The organism is Mucilaginibacter jinjuensis (assembly GCF_028596025.1).
GTDB lineage: Bacteria > Bacteroidota > Bacteroidia > Sphingobacteriales > Sphingobacteriaceae > Mucilaginibacter > Mucilaginibacter jinjuensis.
On sequence record NZ_CP117167.1, the window covers coordinates 290,707 to 309,686 of the forward strand.

Below are 18,980 nucleotides of genomic sequence, written 5' to 3' on the forward strand. Positions count from 1 at the left end.
CGATGGCTTACCAGCACACCATACACCAGCATGTTTACCGGTTCGAAGATCTGAAAGATCTGCTGGCAAAGGCTTCGCCGCTCCGCTCGGGCGATGTGCTGGCAGGTATTGCAGCCGCCACTTACGAAGAGCGCGTAGCAGCCCAGATTACCCTGGCCGATGTACCGCTGAAAGACTTTCTGAACACTACCATCATCCCCTACGAAACTGACGAGGTTACCCGATTAATCATCGATAGTCACGATATCATTGCCTTCGAACCCATCGCCCACCTAACCGTCGGCGAGTTTCGTGATTGGTTATTGGGAGATGATATTGATACGGCAACCCTGCAAAGCCTCAAATGGGGCTTAACGCCCGAAATGGTGGCGGCAGTATCTAAACTGATGCGCAACCAGGACCTGATTGCCGTGGCGCAGAAATGTGAAGTGGTAACCAGGTTTAGAAATACCATCGGTCTGAAAGGCCATTTCTCAACCCGCCTGCAACCCAACCACCCAACCGACGACCCCAGAGGGATTGCCGCCAGTATGATAGATGGCCTGCTTTATGGCAGCGGCGATGCGGTTATTGGTATTAACCCGGCAACGGATAGTCCAGCGGGTGTAACTAACTTATTAAAGCTGATTGATACGCTGAGGCAGCAATTTGATATTCCAACGCAATCATGTGTACTGAGCCATATTACTACAACATTGGAGCTGATTAACAGCGGAGCGCCTGTCGATCTTTGTTTTCAGTCCATAGCAGGTACACAGCAGGCAAATAGTAGTTTTGGCATTAACCTCGATCTAATTAACGAAGCTTATGATGCAGCCCTCTCTCTCAACCGTGGCACTATAGGCAACAATGTAATGTATTTCGAAACCGGGCAGGGCAGTTGCTTATCGGCTAATGCACATCACGGGGTTGATCAGCAAACTTGTGAAGCGAGAGCTTATGCTGTGGCCAGGAAATTTAATCCATTGCTGGTGAATACGGTGGTTGGCTTTATCGGCCCCGAATATTTATACGACGGTAAGCAGATTATCCGCGCAGCGCTCGAAGATCATTTTTGTGGTAAACTGTTAGGGCTGCCTATGGGCGTAGACGTTTGCTATACCAACCACGCCGAAGCTGATCAGGATGATATGGATAACCTGCTGACCTTATTAGGTGTGGCAGGGTGCAATTTTGTAATGGGCATACCGGGCTCTGATGATATTATGCTCAATTACCAATCCACCTCGTTTCACGATGCCTTGTACCTGCGTAAGGTTTTAGGCTTGCGCCCGGCTCCCGAATTTGAGCAATGGTTGTTGAAGCAGGGCATTACTGATAATACCGGCAGGCTTACGCACAGCCAGGCGATGGGCAGGTTAATGGATCATTTATTTTAATGCTGAAATGAAGAAGCCTGCTGTAATAACCACTGATCCCTGGGAATCACTTAAAGAGTTTACCGCTGCACGCATAGCGATGGGCAGGGTGGGCAACAGCATTCCGTTAACCCAATACCTAGAATTTAAACTGGCACACGCCCACGCCCGCGATGCAGTTTACTCTGAACTCAACAGCGAGGCTATCAGCTATTATCTGCAACACCTTGACATACCTATTCTTAAACTTCACAGTAAAGCCGAAAACCGCAATCAATATTTGCAACGACCGGATCTGGGCCGGTTACTTCATGAGCAATCTGTAGAAATTTTAAAAGAACATACCGGCAAATACGACCTCAGCATCATTATCGCCGATGGTCTTTCTGCCCATGCGGTAAACAGCAATGCAGTACAATTGGTAGAAGCTTTGATCCGGCTATTCCGTTCTGTAAAATATAAGATAGCACCTATTTGCCTCACCGCCCAGGGGCGTGTGGCATTGGCCGATCATATTGCACATGGCCTTAATTCCAAATTATCCATTATGCTCATCGGTGAGCGGCCGGGACTAAGTTCTGCAGATAGTGTGGGTGCTTACTTAACCTATAATCCCCGACCGGGGTTGACTGACGAAATGCGCAACTGCGTTTCTAATATCCGCCCCGAAGGTTTACTGCATGAACCGGCAGCAGAGAAGATCTTTTATTTAGTGCAGGAGGCTTTCAGAAGAAAATTATCGGGGGTGGAGTTGAAGGATAATGCAGGGTTGATAACGTCATAAGATCCTTTAAACTTTACCGTCATTGCGAAGCAATCCCCGACCTACAGAGTCAGTGACGTTCATTAACGCAGAAATCCGTTTTCCATTAGGAAGGGTAGTGTGATCCAACGAATCGTCAGTGGATGTACTTTTTCTTTTTCCGCAAAAGAAAAAGTACCAAAAAGAAAACTCGTGGCTGCTCAATTTTCTATTAAAGGGTGTATTGAGGCGGATGTTGTGCTATCCGAAAATTAAGATGCCACAATTGTTAGGTTATTGAGGGTTCATCACTGCAGTTGTTTAGTTGAGTTTGAAATTTTGTCATTGCGAGCGATAGCGTGGCAATCTCGTAGCTATACAGAACGAATAAGCTTACGACGAGATTGCTTCGTACCTCGCAATGACAAAATGGAAAAATCGGCAAACAGCTTCGGCCCAAAGCGGGCAGAACATTGGTGGCCTGTGCGCCGGAAAGAGGCATTGGAGATTTTGCAGAAGGGTTGGATTGAGCGAACGCAAGTAGGGCAAAAGATCCCGGCCTGTGTGTTCTGAATGCTTGCGTGGTATGGCCTTGTGTGAAAAGAAGCCTTTTGCCGATGAGCCTTTTGGTTACTCCTATGTTTGTATTCTAATTAAGTGAAGAAGAGTGAGAGCAGGTTTGGTTACAAACAGCAATTACAAGCATGTTCACACAAAGATACTGCCTCCTCTTTTTTGCCTTTTAGCGTCTGAACAGAATGTAAGGCGTATGGTATATCTATACAGCCAGTATATCCACCAGGAGAAAAGACGAAGGAAGGTTATCACTTAAGGTTTAAACTTAGCGAACACATGATCAATCTACTCAAACAAACAGTCGGAATCGACGTGGCAAAGGATGAATTAGTTGTATCACTTGGTCAAATGGACCAGGATACCAATATCGAACTGATCGCCGGCAAAACATTTAGTAACAATAAGAAAGGCTTTTCCCAACTTATACAATGGACAGAGAAGCTATTTTCAGATCAGGTAAAGATACTTTATGCGATGGAAGCCACCGGGGTTTATCATGAAGCCCTGGCTTATTATCTTTCAGATCGGGGAGACTTGGTAAGTATTATATTGCCGAACAAGATCAGTAATTATGTAAGAACACTTGATGTTAAGACGATCACGGACAAAAGCGCGTCTCAGGCGATAACCAGGTTTGGCCTGGAAAGGAAGCTGGAGATTTGGCAGCGGCCCAAAAAAGTATTCAAAGACTTAAGGCAGCTGACCCGTGAGCGGGACCAATTGATAGGCGAACGTACTATGCTTAAAAATCAGCTACACGCTGAACTGGCAGAAGCTTTTCCTAATGAAAGAAGTATTAGCAGGGTTAATGAGCGGATAACATTACTCAACAGACAGGAGAAAGACATCAAAGCAGAACTGGCAGAATTAATAAAAAATGATCCGCAATTGGTTAAGCAGGTTAAGACCATTACCTCCATACCCGGCATAGGAACCCTCACAGCAGTAACCGTACTTGCTGAAACGAATGGTTTTGAACTCATCCGAAGTAAAAAACAATTGGTCAGTTACGCCGGGCTCGATGTCCAGGAAAAGCAATCCGGAACTTCTGTAAAGGGCAAACCAAGGATATCTAAAAAAGGGAACAAACATTTGCGAAAGGCCATGCATTTGCCCGCATTGGCTGCTATAAGAAACGATGAACGCTTTAGGGCTGTATTCGCCAGGTTAATAGCTAAGCATGGGATCAAAATGAAAGCCATAGTAGCCATACAGAGAAAGCTGCTGGAGCTAACTTATATCATTGCAAAGACTGGTCAAATTTATGACATTGGATACCTGCACAAAGCAATTGAAATACCATTTTAAAGAGTTAGGGCGATACAACTAAAAAGTTGACCGCCCTAAACAAGCTGACATAAGCCGCCTTTAATAAAACAAATGTAAAATATATTTGATACTTAACACAGAATCTTTGTGGCTACAAAGTAATAGCCAACCCGCGGCGATTGAGCGGGACTGACGTTCGTAATGCACCACATTTAACCGATATGCAACCTTTAATCACGAAGCACTACCTTCCTTCCACAAATAAGTCACTTTTCATCACCAGCTATATTCAGAAAATAATTTTAGCTATGTTTGCCACAAAAGCCGAGGGGCCGAACGAAACATAAAGCTTGTACACTATCGATGCTAAGCATTAACGAGATTAAGAAACCCATTGCTGCGGATATTGATGTTTTTGAAGAAAAATTCAAATCCTCTATGCATAGTTCGGTGCCCCTGCTCGATCGTATTACACATTATATCGTAAAACGTAAGGGCAAGCAGATCCGGCCTATGTTCGTGTTTTTTTCGGCCAGCGTTTGCGGCGGGATCAGCGAGGCTACACATCGTGCTGCAAGTTTGGTTGAACTGTTGCACACAGCCAGCCTGGTACACGATGACGTGGTGGATAACTCTTATCAACGTCGCGGATTTTTCTCTATCAATGCCTTATGGAAAAATAAGATAGCCGTTTTAGTGGGCGATTACCTGCTGTCGAAAGGTTTGCTATTATCATTAGAGCACGACGATTTCCAGGTGCTGAAAATTGTATCGGAAGCGGTAAGGCAGATGAGCGAAGGTGAGCTGCTGCAGATGGAAAAGGTGCGTCGTATGGATATAGATGAGAAGATCTATTACGAGGTGATTCGCCAGAAAACGGCTTCGTTAATTGCGGCTTGTTGTGCTGCCGGGGCTGCTGCTGCCAATGCCGATGCCGAAACGGTTGAAAAAATGCGCTTATTTGGCGAAAAAACGGGTATCGCTTTCCAGATTAAAGATGATATGTTTGATTTTGGGACCGATGATGTGGGCAAACCTTTGGGTATCGACATCAAGGAGAAAAAGATGACCCTCCCATTGATCTATGCACTCAACACTACTACTGGTACCGAGAAAAAGCGCATTATTAATCTGGTTAAAAACCATAATAACGACTTAGATAAGATAGCCCAGATCATTAAGTTTGTGAAAGATGCAGGCGGTTTGCAGTATGCCGACAGCCAGATGAAGAAATACCAGGAAGAGGCTTTCGAAATCCTGAACACCATGCCCGACGGCGATGCCCGCCGCGGCCTTGAACAATTAGTACGCTTTACTACGGAAAGGAACAAATAGCATGTCGACCGAAATAGAGTTTATTGCAGGCTTTTTGGTTTTTATTGCCTTAATGCTGGCGATAGACCTCGGGCTGTTCAGCAAATCTGATAAACCGGTCAGCCTTACGCAAGCCGGTATTATGAGCGGCGTTTGGGTTGCCCTGGCATTGGGTTTCTACGCACTTATTTACAACTATGGGCACCTGCTGCATAACATTCATGATTTTGCCGGGTTGCAGCAAATCAATTTAAGTCACTTCCATCGCCTCAAATTAAACCCCAATGATTTTGAGGGGAGCCTGGACATCTACCGTAAAAATCTCTCGCTCGAATTTATTACCGGGTACATTGTAGAGTATGCGCTATCTGTAGATAATATTTTTGTGATGATCCTGATCTTCACCGCCTTTTCGGTAGAGCAGAAACATTATCATAAGGTATTGATCTGGGGGATTATCGGTGCGGTAATCATGCGCTTACTGTTCATTTTTATCGGGTCGTCGTTGATTAGTCGTTTCCATTGGGTGCTGTATATCTTCGGTGCGTTTTTGGTTTATACCGGCATCATGATGTTTGTGAACCGCAATAAGGAGGATGAAGTTGATACGCAGAACCATCCCGTGGTTAAATTTGCCTCTAAGTACTTTGCAGTATATCCGCAGTTTTCTGGTGATCAATTTTTCGTTAAGATTGATAAAAAACGGATGATCACGCCGCTGTTCCTTGTATTGCTGATCATCGAAGTAACCGACCTGGTTTTCGCGGTTGATTCTATCCCGGCCATATTTTCGGTAACTAAAGATCCTTATATCGTTTTTTTCTCTAATATATTCGCCATACTGGGCTTACGCTCGATGTTCTTTTTGCTGGTGAACGTGATGGATAAGTTTCATTATCTTAAAACGGGATTAGCAGTATTACTGGCATTTATTGGCCTAAAAATGCTGGCTGGAGAGTATGCCGAACATGTGGGTATTACTACCACTACTTCGTTGTTTATTATTTTAGGGATACTGGCGGTAAGTATAGTGGCTTCGCTGGTGTTTCCGAAGCCCCCCGGCTCCCTAAAGGGGGAGTAGAAGAGAGGCAAGAAACAAGAGCCAGGAAACAAGAATCGCTCCCAACTGATCTTGCGCGCGTTTGCAACACGTGCTTAATACTTGTGGGGATTTACTAATCCCCGTAAATTATATCCACTGCCTGTTCATCTATAAACCCGATGGGCGCGGCACGGAGTAGAGCAAACAGCGGGGCTACAGGTGCCGAGCCCTACTAAGCGCTCATTTTCAGAAACCTCATTAACTATTGCATCCCGCTGATGATTTGCATTTGGGCAGATAAATAAATTCTTTATAACTTGCGGTGCATGCATTACTTCGACTTTAGTTTCCTGAAATTTAACTTCTTCGATATCCTCGATATCGTGCTGGTAGCCCTTATTATTTACCAGTTGTATAACTTGATCAGGGGCACTATTGCTGCCAATATTTTTATCGGTTTGGCTATCATCTGCCTGCTATACTTTGTGGTAAAAGCGCTGCACATGACCCTGCTTACCAACATTCTGGGCAACTTTATGAATGTGGGTATTATTGCTGTTATTGTGGTATTTCAGCAAGAGATAAGGCGGTTCTTGTTGCTGGTAGGGAAGAATGCATCCTTGCAGCGAAACAAGGCTTGGTGGAAATATTTCTTCGGCAAAGCAGAAACGGAGAAGAACAACTACATCCGCATAAAGCCTATTATTGATGCCTGCAAAAGCCTGAAACAAACCCGTACAGGTGCATTAATTGTATTCGCTAAGTTTTATGACGAGCAGTTTTACCAGAACAGCTGCGAGGTGATTGACGCCAAGATTTCTAAACGTTTGTTAGAAAGTATCTTCCAGAAAACTAGTCCGCTGCATGATGGTGCGGTGGTTATATCGGGCAATAAAATTAAATCGGCCAGCTGTATTTTACCGTTGACAGATAATACCAACCTGCCGCCGCAATTCGGTTTACGCCACCGCGCAGGTATCGGTGTAACCGAGGCTAATGAAGCAACAGCCATCATTGTATCCGAAGAAACGGGTGAGATCTCTTACGCCAAACAAGGGCGGGTGAAAATGAATATTAGCTTTGCGGAGTTGGAAAAGTTGTTGAATAAAGATTTTTAAAAGAAGAAGGCTGCCAATTGGCAGCCTTCTTCTTTTAAAGTTTGTCATTGCGAGGAGGAACGACGTGGCAATCTCGTAGCTGTGGTTATTTGATATGCATGCTACGAGATTGCTTCGTACCTCGCAATGACAAAATTGGGTTTGTATCTTACTTCACCCAAACAGGTACACTCAGGTTATCCCATTCTAAAGCAAAGCCTTTGTCAGAGATTTTGTAAACCAGGCGCTCATTCGTTTCTGATGATTTTACTGGTTTAGCGGTTACCACTAAAACATCTTTAGAGGCATCGTCTGTAGTTGAACCATCGCGGTTAATACCCCACTGGCCAGTTTGTGAGTTGAAAATAATTTTCCATTCTTTTTCGCCCGGAGTTGCATATAAGCTGTATTTACCTGCTGGCAAGGTTTTACCCTGGATGGTTAACGCTTTGTCGGTTGTAAAGATGGTTGCCTGGTTAGCACCTGCACGCCAAACTTTATCATAAGGTACTAAGCCACCCCATATTGTACGGCCTTTAACGGCAGGGCTGCTGTAGTTAATAGTTACTGTAGCGCCTTTAATTGTTCCGGTTGCTACCTGGGCAGGGCTTGCCGGGGCTGGTTTATCCTGTGCCATAACGGTTACGGCCATCAGCATGCTGAAAAATGACAGCAGAAGTGATTTTTTTAAAACGATACTTTTCATGCGATTCAATGTTTGAATTGGTTAATTAAGAAGCAAGTTACAAGATATTGCTGAATAAAAATATAAAAAGAAAAGGCTGTCATATACTTAAAACGTCATTGCGAGGAACGAGGCAATCCCCGGCCTACAGAGCGGCTCTGTAAAGTTCGCGATTGCTTCCCCGAAGTAAATTCGGGACAGGCCGTACCTCGCAATGACGTTTTAGATGATGACGCAAACCTAATTTACTTCAATTCCTTTATCGCATCTTCAGCAGCTTTCGCCGATGCATCATCATTCAATTTTAAACGTGCTTCGCGAATGTTGTTGAGATAGTCACTTATTACAGCTACAAAACCAACATTTCTAACCATTTTGCCGGTTTTTAATAGTTCAGCGATACCTTGTTGGGCATAAGCCGGCGATTTTACGTGAGCTGTCAGGGTGGCAAAGTTTTGGAGCAACTCCACACGTTCTGCACGGCGCGATACTTTAAATTGCTCGTAAACAAATGGCCATTCTTTGTCTTCGCCACTGGCTGCCAAAATGTAAACCACACGTATTTTTAATGGGCCTTCGCTATCGGCTTTTAGTTTGTTGGCATAAGTTAAACCTTCGGCAGGATTAAGCTGGTAAATGCCGTTTAAAGCAGCAGCTTGTACGGCGTACGATTCGCTGCCTATAGCTTGTTTAAACAGGCTGTAATAAGTTTGCGATTTTTGTTTGGCCAACACGTTTAATGCTGCAGCCTGTACCAGTGTGTTTTTGCTGTTTTGTGCAACAGTCGCCAAAATTGGGAGGGCGGCATTGCGCATATCATCGTTCTTTAAATTAAGGCCTTCTATGGCTTCAATTTGCAGTGGCGCATACTTATCCTGCAAGGCTGCAATTAACACTTTACGCGCACCTTCATTATCCTGGTGAGGGGCAAGGGCTTCCAGCGCTTCATGCCTGTCGAGGTAAAGCGGGCCGTTAAAGTATTGGTAAGCAAATTCGGCCGGTGTTTTATTGTCGACCTTAAGGGCCAGTAAAACCTTATCAGCATCCACATTCACTAAATTAGGTTTAGCGCCCAGTTTAAAGGTTAAGGTGTCAGCTTTGCTGCGCATCCAAACTTGTTTGCGTTCTTTGTTGCTGTTGTTGTAGATGTCAACATTCAGCGGCAAAATAAAGGTATCACCATCCTGGGTTTGTTGTAAGAAAACCTTTTGGGTTTTAGTATCCTCATTCCATTGATAGCTGATGTTTAATACCGGGTGGCCTGCCCTGTAGTACCATTGATTGAAGAACCAGTTCAAATCTTTTCCGCTGGCTTCTTCCATAGCTAAACGTACTTGCTGAGCTTCGCCGGTTTTAAAGGCGTTGGTTTTAAGGTAAATGTTGAGGCCCTTATAAAAAGCTTCATTACCTAAGTAATGGCGCAGCATGTTTAAAATGCGGCCGCCTTTTTCATAAGTCACAGCGTCAAAAACATCTTCCTTATCATCATAATGGAAGCGTACCAATGGCTCGGTATACAATTTAGGCGATGATAAGTATTTCTCCATTGCTCTGTAGTTATACTCGTTACCTGCATCCATACCGTTTTTGTGTTCCATCCACATGGTTTCGCTAAAATCGGCGAACGATTCGTTAACGGTTAGGTTGCTCCAGCTTTCGGCAGTAACATAATCGCCAAACCACTGGTGGAACAGTTCGTGCACAATATCAATCCGGCTTTCGTCGCCGCCATCAATCAGTTCGCGGCGGGTATGTTGTACCTGCTCGCCGTGTAGCGTGGCAGAAGTATTTTCCATCGCACCGCTTACGTAATCACGTACAACAATCTGCGCGTATTTATTCCAAGGATAATCAACACCCAGGGTTTTAGAGTAAAACTCCATCACCTCTGGTGTAAAGCCGAAAATATCTTTAGCGTAAGGTGCATACTTGGGTTCGAGGTAATAGCTTACTTCTTTGCCGCGCCATTGATCGCGGTAAATTTTGAAATTACCCACAGCCATCATAAACAGGTATGGTGCATGCGGCAGATCTTGTTTCCAGGTATCGGTACGGGTGCCATCGGCATTCTTTTTCTGCGAAGCGAGGCGACCGTTTGATAGCGTTACATATTTAGCAGGCACAGTCATGCTGATCTCGTCGGTAGTCTTCTGGTTCGGCTTATCAATAGTAGGGAACCATTTTGATGAGCTTTCAGATTCGCCCTGTGTCCAGACCTGTACAGGTTTACCTTTCTCGGTGCTGTCCGGATTGATAAAGAACAAGCCCTTATCCGAATTAATAGCCGCGCTGCCGCCGGCTTTCATCTCATCGGGTTTTGATGTATAGTCGATGTAAATGGTATAGCTCTCGGCATTAGTATATTTTTTATCGAGGTGGATGTTTAACGACATCTGATCGTAAGTATACTTCAGCGGAACGTTTTTACCCTCTTTTACCACCGAGATATTATGAATATCCATCCCCTTGGCATCCAGCCTTAATGAATCTGTAGCATATATATGGGGCTTTAAAGTAACCCACTCCTTGCCATACAGGTAGCGTTTTTTATAATCAAATCTAACATCCAGTTTGGTATGTACCAGGTCGTTCACCTTGGTTACCGTTTCGCGGTAAATGCTCATCGGGTCGGCATTTGTCTCGGTTTGTGCCTGTACTTCCGATGTTTTAAGCGATGCCGTAAATAAGGCAGCTATCGCTAAAGCGGGGTATTTTAAATGCATAATAATTATTGGTTCTTGTAAATCTTTCCTTCTTTCATCACAAAGGCCATATTGCCCATTGCTTTGATGTCTTGCAGCGGATCTCCGTCAACGGCCACAATATCCGCAAATTTACCTTTAGTAATGCTACCTGTTATTGCCGTTATGCCTAATAAGTCAGCAGCGCTGGTGGTTGCAGCTTTAATTGCCTCCATTGGCGGCATACCGGCCTCTACCATGTAACCAAATTCCATCCAGTTTTTGCCATGTGGGTAAACGCCAGCATCGGTACCGAAAGCAATTTTTACACCCGCTTTATAAGCCTTGCCAAAAGTGTTTTGTATTTGCGGGCCAACCTCTAAAGCCTTGCGTGCAATTACCGGCGGGAAATAGCCTTTAACCTTGGCCGAATCCATTACCGAACGACCGGCAATAATGGTAGGTACTAAATAAGTTCCATTCTTTTTGGCCAGGTCCATGTCTTCGGCATCCATAAAAGTGCCGTGCTCTATCGAGGTTACGCCACCTAAAATGGCACGTCTGATACCTTCTGCGCCGTGTGCATGGCAGGCTACGTTCAGGCCGTAATCTTTGGCGGTTTCAACAACAGCTTTAATTTCTTCAATGCTGAATTGTGCACCAGAGCCATCTTCGCTTAAATCCAGCACACCACCGGTAGAGGCTATCTTGATAACATTTGATCCGCGTTTAAATTGCAGGCGAACGGCTTTAATCAGCTCGTCCTTGCCATCGGCAATACCATCATCCGGCCCTTGCGGGTGAGCGAAGGCATCATCCCTGAACCCATCAGAGCTATCCATGTGGCCGCCACTGGCCGAGATAGCACGACCGGCGGTATAAATGCGCGGGCCATCAACCAAACCCTGGGCAACCGCTTTACGCAGGCTGATGTTTACGCCGGTTCCGCCTAAATCACGCACGGTAGTAAAACCCGCCATCAGTGTAGTTTTAGCATGTACTGCGGCATGGTAAGCAATATCTGCATCGGTAAAACGGAAATGATCTAAAGCCGAACTTTTGGTGAACTCATCTTCGAGGTGCACATGGCAATCGATAAGGCCGGGCATTACGGTTTTATTTTTGAGCTCGATCACCTGGTCGGCCGATGTTCCGGTGGTGTAGCCTTTTTCTATGGCGATAATTTTATTGCCTTCCACGACAATTGTTGCCTCGCTTTGGGGCGAATTTGCCACACCGTCAATTAATTTTCCACAGTGGATATAAGTTTTTTGAGCAACGGCCAGTTGGGCAGTGGCTATTAATAGCAAGGGTAAAAGTCTTTTCATCATGCTTTTTGGGTTGAATTTTGTTACGGTAAGTTAGTTTAGCTTGAAGATATGAACTTTTGGCAATTAGCAGGGCGTAAATAATTTACTTGCCGAATTTACAGCCTGGCACCACTGGCATCGTAATTGACCAACAACTGTAGTGTTTAACAGATAGAAAAGGAGGACAGTATGAATTCGTTTAGAGTAGTGTTATCAATGGCAATTATATTTATAATAGGAGTTGCCGCAAACTCGACTAAGGGTTTTATGTTTTTTTACAGGCACATCAATGTTTTATTATTGATATGCAGTGTGGCCTTTCTGCTGTTTGTACTGGCAGCAACCGCTTACCGAAAAATTAAAAGCGGAACTTCAGTATAACAAGAAAGGCCCCAATTTTGGGGCCTTTCTTGTTATTGTATTTTACTTTATAAAAAGCGGTTTATATGTAACCGCAGGTATCGCTTCTATAAGATTGATAAGGCTTGCCTATAACAAGCAGCGTAATAAACGCATCGCTTAGATAATCAGCTAATTAATATGTAACCTTTCGTGTAATTACCCACGTACAAGGCCATATTAAAAACAACCGATGACCCTATTTAAAAGTAAAAACCCCAGAGTTAATTTTTGGGCAGGCCTTACACTGGGATCAGTGGCAGGATTTGCCATATCTGTATTTCTATCCTGTTATCTTTTCCACGAAAAACTAAAAATGGCTGTTATAAGCTCAACGCTTGGCATAATTGGCTTTTTGTTATGTTTTATGATCGTGGATATCAGAAAAGCGAAAAGGATAGCATCACAACAAATTTCATAAAACGAAAAAAGCTCCGGATTACGACCCAGAGCTTTTTTCGTTTAAATTATATGCTGATTAGCAGTACTGATCGAAAGCGTGGGTCAGGTTATCGGCAATCATTTGCGCATTGCGGCCTTCAATTTGGTGGCGCTCTATAATGTGTACCAGTTTACCATCTTTAAACAAAGCCATTGATGGCGATGACGGAGGGTAAGGCAACATGTAGTTACGTGCAGCATCAACGGCGTCTTTTTCCATGCCGGCAAATACGGTAACCAATTTGTTAGGGCGTTTTTCGTAAGCAGCAGCCGCTTTAGCAGCAGGGCGTGCGTTAGCAGCAGCGCAGCCGCAAACAGAGTTTACCATTACCAGTACGGTACCTTCGCTTTCAACAGCGTTTTTTACCGCATCGGCATCTAACAGCTCTTCGAAGCCTGCGTTTGTTAAATCAGCCCGCATTGGAGCTACTAAATATTCTGGGTACATCATTTTCTTATATATTTGGATTACAAAAATAACGAATACGCACTGAAATAATTTTGCATAACAAAATAATAACATTACGTTGACGTTACTTTTTATGCCTGCACCCGTATAAGGTGCGGAACCCTGATTAAAAATTTAAACTATTGTATGAACTTAAAACAAATGGATTTAGGTGTGGACGAGGTGTTGGTGGAGCGTGATTTTCAGCCAAAAGTATTACAGGTTAAAGAAAAGCATTTTAAAAGATTAAAGTTTACAGCAGTTGCAGCCGTTTGTTTGGCCGCAATTTTAACCTATACAGTTAAACAATTGCACGATGCCAGCGAGCAAAAGGCGCAGGAAAATGCCAAGTTAATATCACAGATCTCGGCCCTGAGAACCCAGGTTGACGAAAGCTCGACCAAGCTTGAAGCCATTACAGCATCGAGCGATAGCAGCAACAGCAAAGCGTTAAACTATATTGATGGCATCCAAAACAGCCTCAAAAAAATTAATGATTACCTGGGCAAACGCGGTTTAAGGGCAGTTTCTTTCAGAGGCATTAAAACCGGCAGCGATAAAAAAGTAAGCAACCTGCAGTTGTATTCTAAATACAATAATTATCTGCAGCAGTTGGTAAATAATGTAGCCATGGTGCCTATGGGCTATCCGCGCAGTGCCAACTTTACGTCGTTTTTCGGTTACCGCGGTAACCCCTTCGATTTTGGCGGCCGTAACGAGTTTCACCCCGGCCTGGACTTTAAAGGTAAAGTGGGCGACCCGGTTAAATGCACCGCCAGCGGCAAGGTAATATTTACAGGCAAAGCAGGCGGTTATGGCAACTGCGTACGCATACAGCATTTAGGTAATATCGAAACATGGTACGGCCACTTATCACGCATCAACGTGCACGAAGGCCAGCATGTAACTGTGGGCGATGTTATTGGTAAAGTAGGTTCAACCGGCCGCTCAACCGGCCCGCATTTGCATTACGAAGTGCGTAGAAATGGTAAGCCTGTTAACCCCGTGCAGTATTTAACGCTAAATCAATAGAATTAGGTTGAGGGATTGCAAATCCCCATAAGTATTAAGCACGCGTTGCAAACGCGCGCAAGATTTGAAGCTCTGTATTGTTTAAGCAATACAGGGCTTTTTATTTGATAATATTATTGCTACTTGAAACGAACGTGCAGCAGTACTTCGGTAACTGTAGCCCCGCTGTTTGCTTTACTCCGTGCCGCGCCCATCGGGTTTAGGGATGAACAGGCAGAGCATATAGTTTATTTGTTACAGGAATTAATAAATCCCCAGAAGTATTAAGCACGCGTTGCAAACGCGCGCAAGTTTCGTTGGCTTCTGGATTCCTGCCCCCGATCCTTGATTCTACTCCAACAGTCTCACATCTAAAATCTCATATCTCACATCTAACCCGATTCATTTCATTTTCATATACTTATTAGTTAGTTTTGTGATCTAAAAAAACAAACACTATGTCATCAGTAGAGACTACGTACGTAAAAAGCAAAGTAAAGGACCCATCATTAGCTGCATGGGGACGTAAAGAAATAGAACTGGCCGAAGCAGAAATGCCAGGCTTAATGTCGCTTCGTGCAGAGTATGGCCCGTCTAAGCCATTAGCAGGTGCGCGTATTGCAGGTTGTCTGCACATGACTATCCAGACTGCGGTTTTAATTGAAACCCTGATTGAACTGGGTGCCGAAGTTACCTGGTCGTCATGTAACATCTTCTCAACACAAGATCATGCTGCTGCTGCTATTGCTGCTGCGGGTACTTCTGTTTACGCCTGGAAGGGCTTAACTGAAGACGAGTTTAACTGGTGTATCGAGCAAACCTTGTTCTTTGGCGAAGACCGCAAACCATTAAACATGATTTTGGATGATGGCGGCGATTTAACCAACATGGTATTTGATAAATATCCGGAGCTGGTTGCCGGCGTTAAAGGTTTATCAGAAGAAACCACTACCGGTGTTCACCGTTTATATGAACGCATGAAAAATGGTACTTTACCAATTCCTGCAATCAACATTAACGATTCTGTTACCAAATCAAAATTCGATAACAAATATGGTTGCCGCGAATCGTTAGTAGATGCGATCCGTCGTGCTACTGATGTTATGATGGCTGGTAAGGTAGCTGTTGTTTGCGGTTACGGTGATGTAGGTAAAGGTTCTGCAGATTCATTGCGCAACGCAGGTGTACGTGTTATCGTTACCGAGATCGACCCTATCTGTGCTTTACAAGCTGCAATGGAAGGTTTTGAAGTTAAAAAACTGGGTACTGCCATTAAAGAAGCTGATATTGTTGTAACAGCTACAGGTAACTGTAACATCGTTCGCGAAGAACACTTCCGCGCATTGAAAGATAAAGCTATCGTTTGTAACATCGGTCACTTCGATAATGAAATCGATATGGCATGGTTAAACAGTGCTTACGGTTCAAGCAAAATTGAAATTAAACCACAGGTTGATAAATATACGATCGATGGCAGCGATGTTATCGTACTGGCAGAAGGCCGTTTGGTTAACTTAGGTTGTGCAACCGGTCACCCAAGCTTCGTAATGTCAAACTCGTTCACCAACCAAACATTGGCACAGTTAGAGCTTTGGTTACACACCGAGCAATACGAGAACAAAGTTTATACTTTACCTAAACACCTTGACGAAAAAGTTGCCCGTTTACACCTGGCTAAAATTGGTGTAGAGCTGGAAGTACTTGACCAGGATCAGGCTGACTATATCGGTGTACCGGTAGAAGGTCCGTTTAAGGCTGAGTATTACAGATATTAATTCTTTATAGTCGAAAGGCTAAAGTAGAAAGTTAAAAGGCTTCTGATCGATGGATCGGGAGCCTTTTTTGTTATGGGAAAAGTATAATATCCTAATCCCTTGTATTTACAAAAGTATTGTAAGGTCGTTCTTATTTGCAGGCGTTTTTTATCTTGCCCTTAATTATGGATAAATCGCAAGGCTGGAAAAATGTACTCAAAATCATCATTCCTTATCTTATTATCGTTAGCGTTTTTGAGCTGATTGGTGTCTATGCTTCCGGGCAAAATTTTTATCAAAACCTTCCGCAAACTACTTTGCAAACCTGCGTGGTGTCGTTTTCTTCCATGTCAGGTACATTGCTTACGATATGGCTATTCTGTAAGTATATTGATGGCCGCCATTTGATAGACCTGGGTTTTTACGACGGGTATATAAGCCGGGATGTAGTTTACGGCTTGTTGATGGGCTTAATTATTATGATTGGCGGGTCAGCTTTGCTGTTATCAGTTCGACAGCTATCTTATGAAGGAATCAATTTCAACGCTGCGGATCTGTGCTACAGCGTGCTCCTTTATACATTTGTGGCTTTTACCGAAGAATTACTGTTACGTGGTTACGTGCTTAATAACTTTTTAGACTCATTTAATAAATATATAGCGCTAGCATTATCAGCAGTTATATTTAGTTTAATGCATGGTGCCAATCCACATATTGGGGTACTGCCTTTTGTTAATCTGTTTTTAGCAGGGATACTTTTAGGCATGTCATACATATTTACCCGCAAACTTTGGTTCCCGATGGCCCTGCATTTTAGCTGGAATTTTTGCCAGGGTGTGCTTTGCGGCTTTCATGTAAGCGGGCAAGATATTTATAGCTTAACCATTATGAAAAGAGCGCACGATACCATTTGGAACGGGGGCAAATTTGGTTTTGAGGGATCGGTAACCTGCATCATCTTTCAGCTCGTAGCAATTGCTATAGTGTATAAAATATACAGCAGCAAAACCGGGGAACAACCGGTTGCTGCTGATACTATTTTACAGGAAGCTGCTTAATTATTACCGGCTTGCCGAGTATGCATTTACTAAAGCGCTGATATCTGCAATCTGTACGCTGTTCATGCCACCTACTTCATTATGAAATTTAGAGGTACCGCCAAATACGTAAAGTTTGTTATCAATAATAGCCACGCCTGCTGCACGTCGTGGTTCCATGTTCGATTTTAACTGGGTAAATTTTTGGGTATTTACATCAAAATAACCTAAAAAGCTTTCATCGTCATAATTACCCACTACAAATATGAGGTTACCGCTCGCTGCCACACAATTGGCCGACACACTCTGTGGAAACTTACCAACCTTGTGCCAGGTATTGGTTTTAATATCATAAGCATTTATGCTTTGCGATGCACGGTGTAAAAACTCATCATAACCACCAAAGGTATAAAGTACGCCATTAACTATTGTTCCGGCGGTTTGTAAATTCTCTGGCATATCAGCCAGTTTGGTGAATTTTAAGATGGTTGGGTCAAATTGGTAAAGTGATGCAATGGTCTGTTTGGCATCTCTTGTACCTCCAAAAAGGTATACTTTATTATCCCAAATTGTTGCGCAGGCGTAGGTGGCAGCAATGGGGTTTGATACATTTAAAATTGTGCTTTCGCCAGTACGCATATCCAGTTTCTGCACCCCTTGAAATATGCGGTGGCCAGAAAATTCCCGCCCGCCAAATATATAAGTATTGCCATCACCTGTATAAACCGCCGCAGCTTGTGTTTTGTAACCGACGTTACGACTAAAGGTAACCCATTTATCAGTTTGCGGGTCATATTTAAGTGCGTTTGCACTATAGCCGCCACCAGCAGGTACATAGCCGTTAACGGCATAAATATACTGTCCGTCGGTAACTGTTGCAGGCCATACCAAACGGTAAGGCATATCGTGTAGGGTTTTAAATTCGAGTTTAGTTTGTGGGGTTGATTGTGCCGCAACCATGCCAGAGATAAGGCAGCACAGTGCGATTAAGGTGTGTTTTAAGGCTTTCATATTCAGGTGGTTTAATAATCTAATATACTAAACGGGCCTTGCTAAATAAAAGTTTTTTAGTTGGTAATATTTTGTTACCGCTAACCTTGTTTTAACGTTTGGATTACTGATCCCCTACGAAATTTACCCATTAGATAATTACCGTTTACCCATATCTTTTAATTTGTTGCAATTTATACCCCTTGTTAATGTTAGAAGTGATAGCACTGTCATTGCCTTCCCCTAAATTAGGGGAACACTAAGCGGCTGCAACTTGCAACAGCGTTAATAAGGGGTATAAATTGAGTAGATGAAACTTGTGGTATACGGTAGTTACAAATAAGGGGAAGCTTATTAACTAAGCCGCCCCTTATTACTGTCAAAACACTTTTATCTTCGATTATATTTTTTCTACCACTACAGCCGTGCCATAGGCCAATACTTCGGTAATGCCCTGCATAATTTCATTGGCATCGTAGCGCATATTGATAATGCCATTAGCGCCGATAGCCTGGGCATGTTGTATTAATAGCTGGTAAGCTTCTTCGCGGGTGTTTTCGCAAAGCTCAACGTAAATAGATAACCGGCCACCAAATAACGACTGAAAGCCACCCGCAATATTACCCAGTGCACTACGGCTACGCACGGTTATGCCGCGAACAATGCCTAAATGTTTGGTGATTTTATAACCTTCTAAACTGGTGCTGGTTGTTATTAATGAATGATCCATGATTGGGTTTTTATTATTGGATTGAAAATGAGGTAAATTGTTACTCATTAACGGTTGTACGTTAATGAATGTTTGTCCCGTTCAATTGCCAATTAA

The 18,980-nt window shown here is 43.6% G+C and carries 15 protein-coding genes; 9 read left to right on the forward strand and 6 right to left on the reverse strand.

What is annotated here, in order from left to right; all coding sequences use genetic code 11:
* Positions 1 to 2 precede the first annotated feature (2 nt).
* The 6 genes from PQO05_RS01340 (at position 3) to cdaA (ending at position 7,419) form a co-directional block, all read left to right on the forward strand.
* Positions 3 to 1,379 (forward strand): ethanolamine ammonia-lyase subunit EutB, encoded by a 1,377-nt coding sequence (locus PQO05_RS01340; RefSeq protein WP_273630839.1) that lies wholly within the window; start codon positions 3 to 5, stop codon positions 1,377 to 1,379.
* Between the two features lie 7 nt (positions 1,380 to 1,386).
* Positions 1,387 to 2,142 carry an ethanolamine ammonia-lyase subunit EutC gene (gene eutC / locus PQO05_RS01345; RefSeq protein WP_273630840.1) on the forward strand — a complete coding sequence of 252 codons (756 nt, stop codon included), beginning with the start codon at positions 1,387 to 1,389 and terminating at the stop codon, positions 2,140 to 2,142.
* An 810-nt stretch (positions 2,143 to 2,952) separates the two neighbouring features.
* Positions 2,953 to 3,984 (forward strand): IS110 family RNA-guided transposase, encoded by a 1,032-nt coding sequence (locus tag PQO05_RS01350; protein WP_273629386.1) that lies wholly within the window; start codon positions 2,953 to 2,955, stop codon positions 3,982 to 3,984.
* Positions 3,985 to 4,308: 324 nt separating this feature from the next.
* A complete protein-coding gene (locus tag PQO05_RS01355; RefSeq protein WP_273630841.1) occupies positions 4,309 to 5,280 on the forward strand; it encodes a polyprenyl synthetase family protein in 972 nt (323 codons plus the stop codon).
* Position 5,281: 1 nt separating this feature from the next.
* Positions 5,282 to 6,340: a TerC family protein gene (locus tag PQO05_RS01360; RefSeq protein ID WP_273630842.1), complete on the forward strand. Its 1,059-nt coding sequence runs from the start codon at positions 5,282 to 5,284 to the stop codon at positions 6,338 to 6,340.
* Positions 6,341 to 6,627: 287 nt separating this feature from the next.
* Positions 6,628 to 7,419 (forward strand): diadenylate cyclase CdaA, encoded by a 792-nt coding sequence (cdaA, locus tag PQO05_RS01365; RefSeq protein WP_273630843.1) that lies wholly within the window; start codon positions 6,628 to 6,630, stop codon positions 7,417 to 7,419.
* A gap of 148 nt (positions 7,420 to 7,567) precedes the next feature.
* Here the strand turns inward: cdaA and PQO05_RS01370 are convergent, their stop codons facing one another.
* The 4 genes from PQO05_RS01370 to PQO05_RS01385 all read right to left on the reverse strand — a co-directional run bounded on the left by PQO05_RS01370 (position 7,568) and on the right by PQO05_RS01385 (position 13,362).
* Positions 7,568 to 8,104, reverse strand: coding sequence for a DUF2911 domain-containing protein (locus tag PQO05_RS01370; RefSeq protein ID WP_273630844.1), 537 nt, complete (start codon positions 8,102 to 8,104; stop codon positions 7,568 to 7,570).
* A gap of 224 nt (positions 8,105 to 8,328) precedes the next feature.
* Positions 8,329 to 10,806 carry a M1 family metallopeptidase gene (locus PQO05_RS01375; protein ID WP_273630845.1) on the reverse strand — a complete coding sequence of 826 codons (2,478 nt, stop codon included), beginning with the start codon at positions 10,804 to 10,806 and terminating at the stop codon, positions 8,329 to 8,331.
* Between the two features lie 5 nt (positions 10,807 to 10,811).
* Positions 10,812 to 12,095 carry a metal-dependent hydrolase family protein gene (locus PQO05_RS01380; protein WP_273630846.1) on the reverse strand — a complete coding sequence of 428 codons (1,284 nt, stop codon included), beginning with the start codon at positions 12,093 to 12,095 and terminating at the stop codon, positions 10,812 to 10,814.
* An 856-nt stretch (positions 12,096 to 12,951) separates the two neighbouring features.
* Positions 12,952 to 13,362 carry a BrxA/BrxB family bacilliredoxin gene (locus PQO05_RS01385; RefSeq protein ID WP_273633563.1) on the reverse strand — a complete coding sequence of 137 codons (411 nt, stop codon included), beginning with the start codon at positions 13,360 to 13,362 and terminating at the stop codon, positions 12,952 to 12,954.
* A 147-nt stretch (positions 13,363 to 13,509) separates the two neighbouring features.
* On the opposite strand from PQO05_RS01385, the gene PQO05_RS01390 reads away from it, so the two are divergent.
* The 3 genes from PQO05_RS01390 (at position 13,510) to PQO05_RS01400 (ending at position 17,185) form a co-directional block, all read left to right on the forward strand.
* A complete protein-coding gene (locus PQO05_RS01390) occupies positions 13,510 to 14,394 on the forward strand; it encodes a M23 family metallopeptidase (protein ID WP_273630847.1) in 885 nt (294 codons plus the stop codon).
* 437 nt (positions 14,395 to 14,831) lie between these two features.
* Entirely contained in the window at positions 14,832 to 16,148 is a 1,317-nt protein-coding gene (ahcY, locus tag PQO05_RS01395) for an adenosylhomocysteinase (protein WP_273630848.1), read from the forward strand.
* A gap of 164 nt (positions 16,149 to 16,312) precedes the next feature.
* Entirely contained in the window at positions 16,313 to 17,185 is an 873-nt protein-coding gene (locus tag PQO05_RS01400; protein ID WP_273630849.1) for a CPBP family intramembrane glutamic endopeptidase, read from the forward strand.
* A gap of 3 nt (positions 17,186 to 17,188) precedes the next feature.
* Here the strand turns inward: PQO05_RS01400 and PQO05_RS01405 are convergent, their stop codons facing one another.
* Together PQO05_RS01405 and PQO05_RS01410 are read right to left on the reverse strand one after the other, a co-directional pair.
* The gene (locus tag PQO05_RS01405) at positions 17,189 to 18,175 is read right to left on the reverse strand and encodes a Kelch repeat-containing protein (protein WP_273630850.1); all 987 of its coding nucleotides are present in this window, start codon (positions 18,173 to 18,175) and stop codon (positions 17,189 to 17,191) included.
* Between the two features lie 379 nt (positions 18,176 to 18,554).
* Positions 18,555 to 18,884: a YbjQ family protein gene (locus PQO05_RS01410; RefSeq protein ID WP_273630851.1), complete on the reverse strand. Its 330-nt coding sequence runs from the start codon at positions 18,882 to 18,884 to the stop codon at positions 18,555 to 18,557.
* Positions 18,885 to 18,980: the final 96 nt, after the last annotated feature.

Excerpts from the sequence above, each read along its gene's own strand:
- ahcY (WP_273630848.1), top strand. The coding sequence starts at position 14,832 with ATGTCATCAGTAGAGACTACGTACGTAAAAAGCAAAGTAAAGGACCCA.
- PQO05_RS01360 (WP_273630842.1), top strand. The coding sequence starts at position 5,282 with ATGTCGACCGAAATAGAGTTTATTGCAGGCTTTTTGGTTTTTATTGCC.
- PQO05_RS01375 (WP_273630845.1), bottom strand. The coding sequence starts at position 10,806 with ATGCATTTAAAATACCCCGCTTTAGCGATAGCTGCCTTATTTACGGCA.
- PQO05_RS01405 (WP_273630850.1), bottom strand. The coding sequence starts at position 18,175 with ATGAAAGCCTTAAAACACACCTTAATCGCACTGTGCTGCCTTATCTCT.
- PQO05_RS01385 (WP_273633563.1), bottom strand. The coding sequence starts at position 13,362 with ATGTACCCAGAATATTTAGTAGCTCCAATGCGGGCTGATTTAACAAAC.
- PQO05_RS01355 (WP_273630841.1), top strand. The coding sequence starts at position 4,309 with ATGCTAAGCATTAACGAGATTAAGAAACCCATTGCTGCGGATATTGAT.
- PQO05_RS01380 (WP_273630846.1), bottom strand. The coding sequence starts at position 12,095 with ATGATGAAAAGACTTTTACCCTTGCTATTAATAGCCACTGCCCAACTG.
- PQO05_RS01410 (WP_273630851.1), bottom strand. The coding sequence starts at position 18,884 with ATGGATCATTCATTAATAACAACCAGCACCAGTTTAGAAGGTTATAAA.
- eutC (WP_273630840.1), top strand. The coding sequence starts at position 1,387 with ATGAAGAAGCCTGCTGTAATAACCACTGATCCCTGGGAATCACTTAAA.
- PQO05_RS01390 (WP_273630847.1), top strand. The coding sequence starts at position 13,510 with ATGAACTTAAAACAAATGGATTTAGGTGTGGACGAGGTGTTGGTGGAG.
- PQO05_RS01370 (WP_273630844.1), bottom strand. The coding sequence starts at position 8,104 with ATGAAAAGTATCGTTTTAAAAAAATCACTTCTGCTGTCATTTTTCAGC.
- cdaA (WP_273630843.1), top strand. The coding sequence starts at position 6,628 with ATGCATTACTTCGACTTTAGTTTCCTGAAATTTAACTTCTTCGATATC.
- PQO05_RS01350 (WP_273629386.1), top strand. The coding sequence starts at position 2,953 with ATGATCAATCTACTCAAACAAACAGTCGGAATCGACGTGGCAAAGGAT.
- PQO05_RS01400 (WP_273630849.1), top strand. The coding sequence starts at position 16,313 with ATGGATAAATCGCAAGGCTGGAAAAATGTACTCAAAATCATCATTCCT.
- PQO05_RS01340 (WP_273630839.1), top strand. The coding sequence starts at position 3 with ATGGCTTACCAGCACACCATACACCAGCATGTTTACCGGTTCGAAGAT.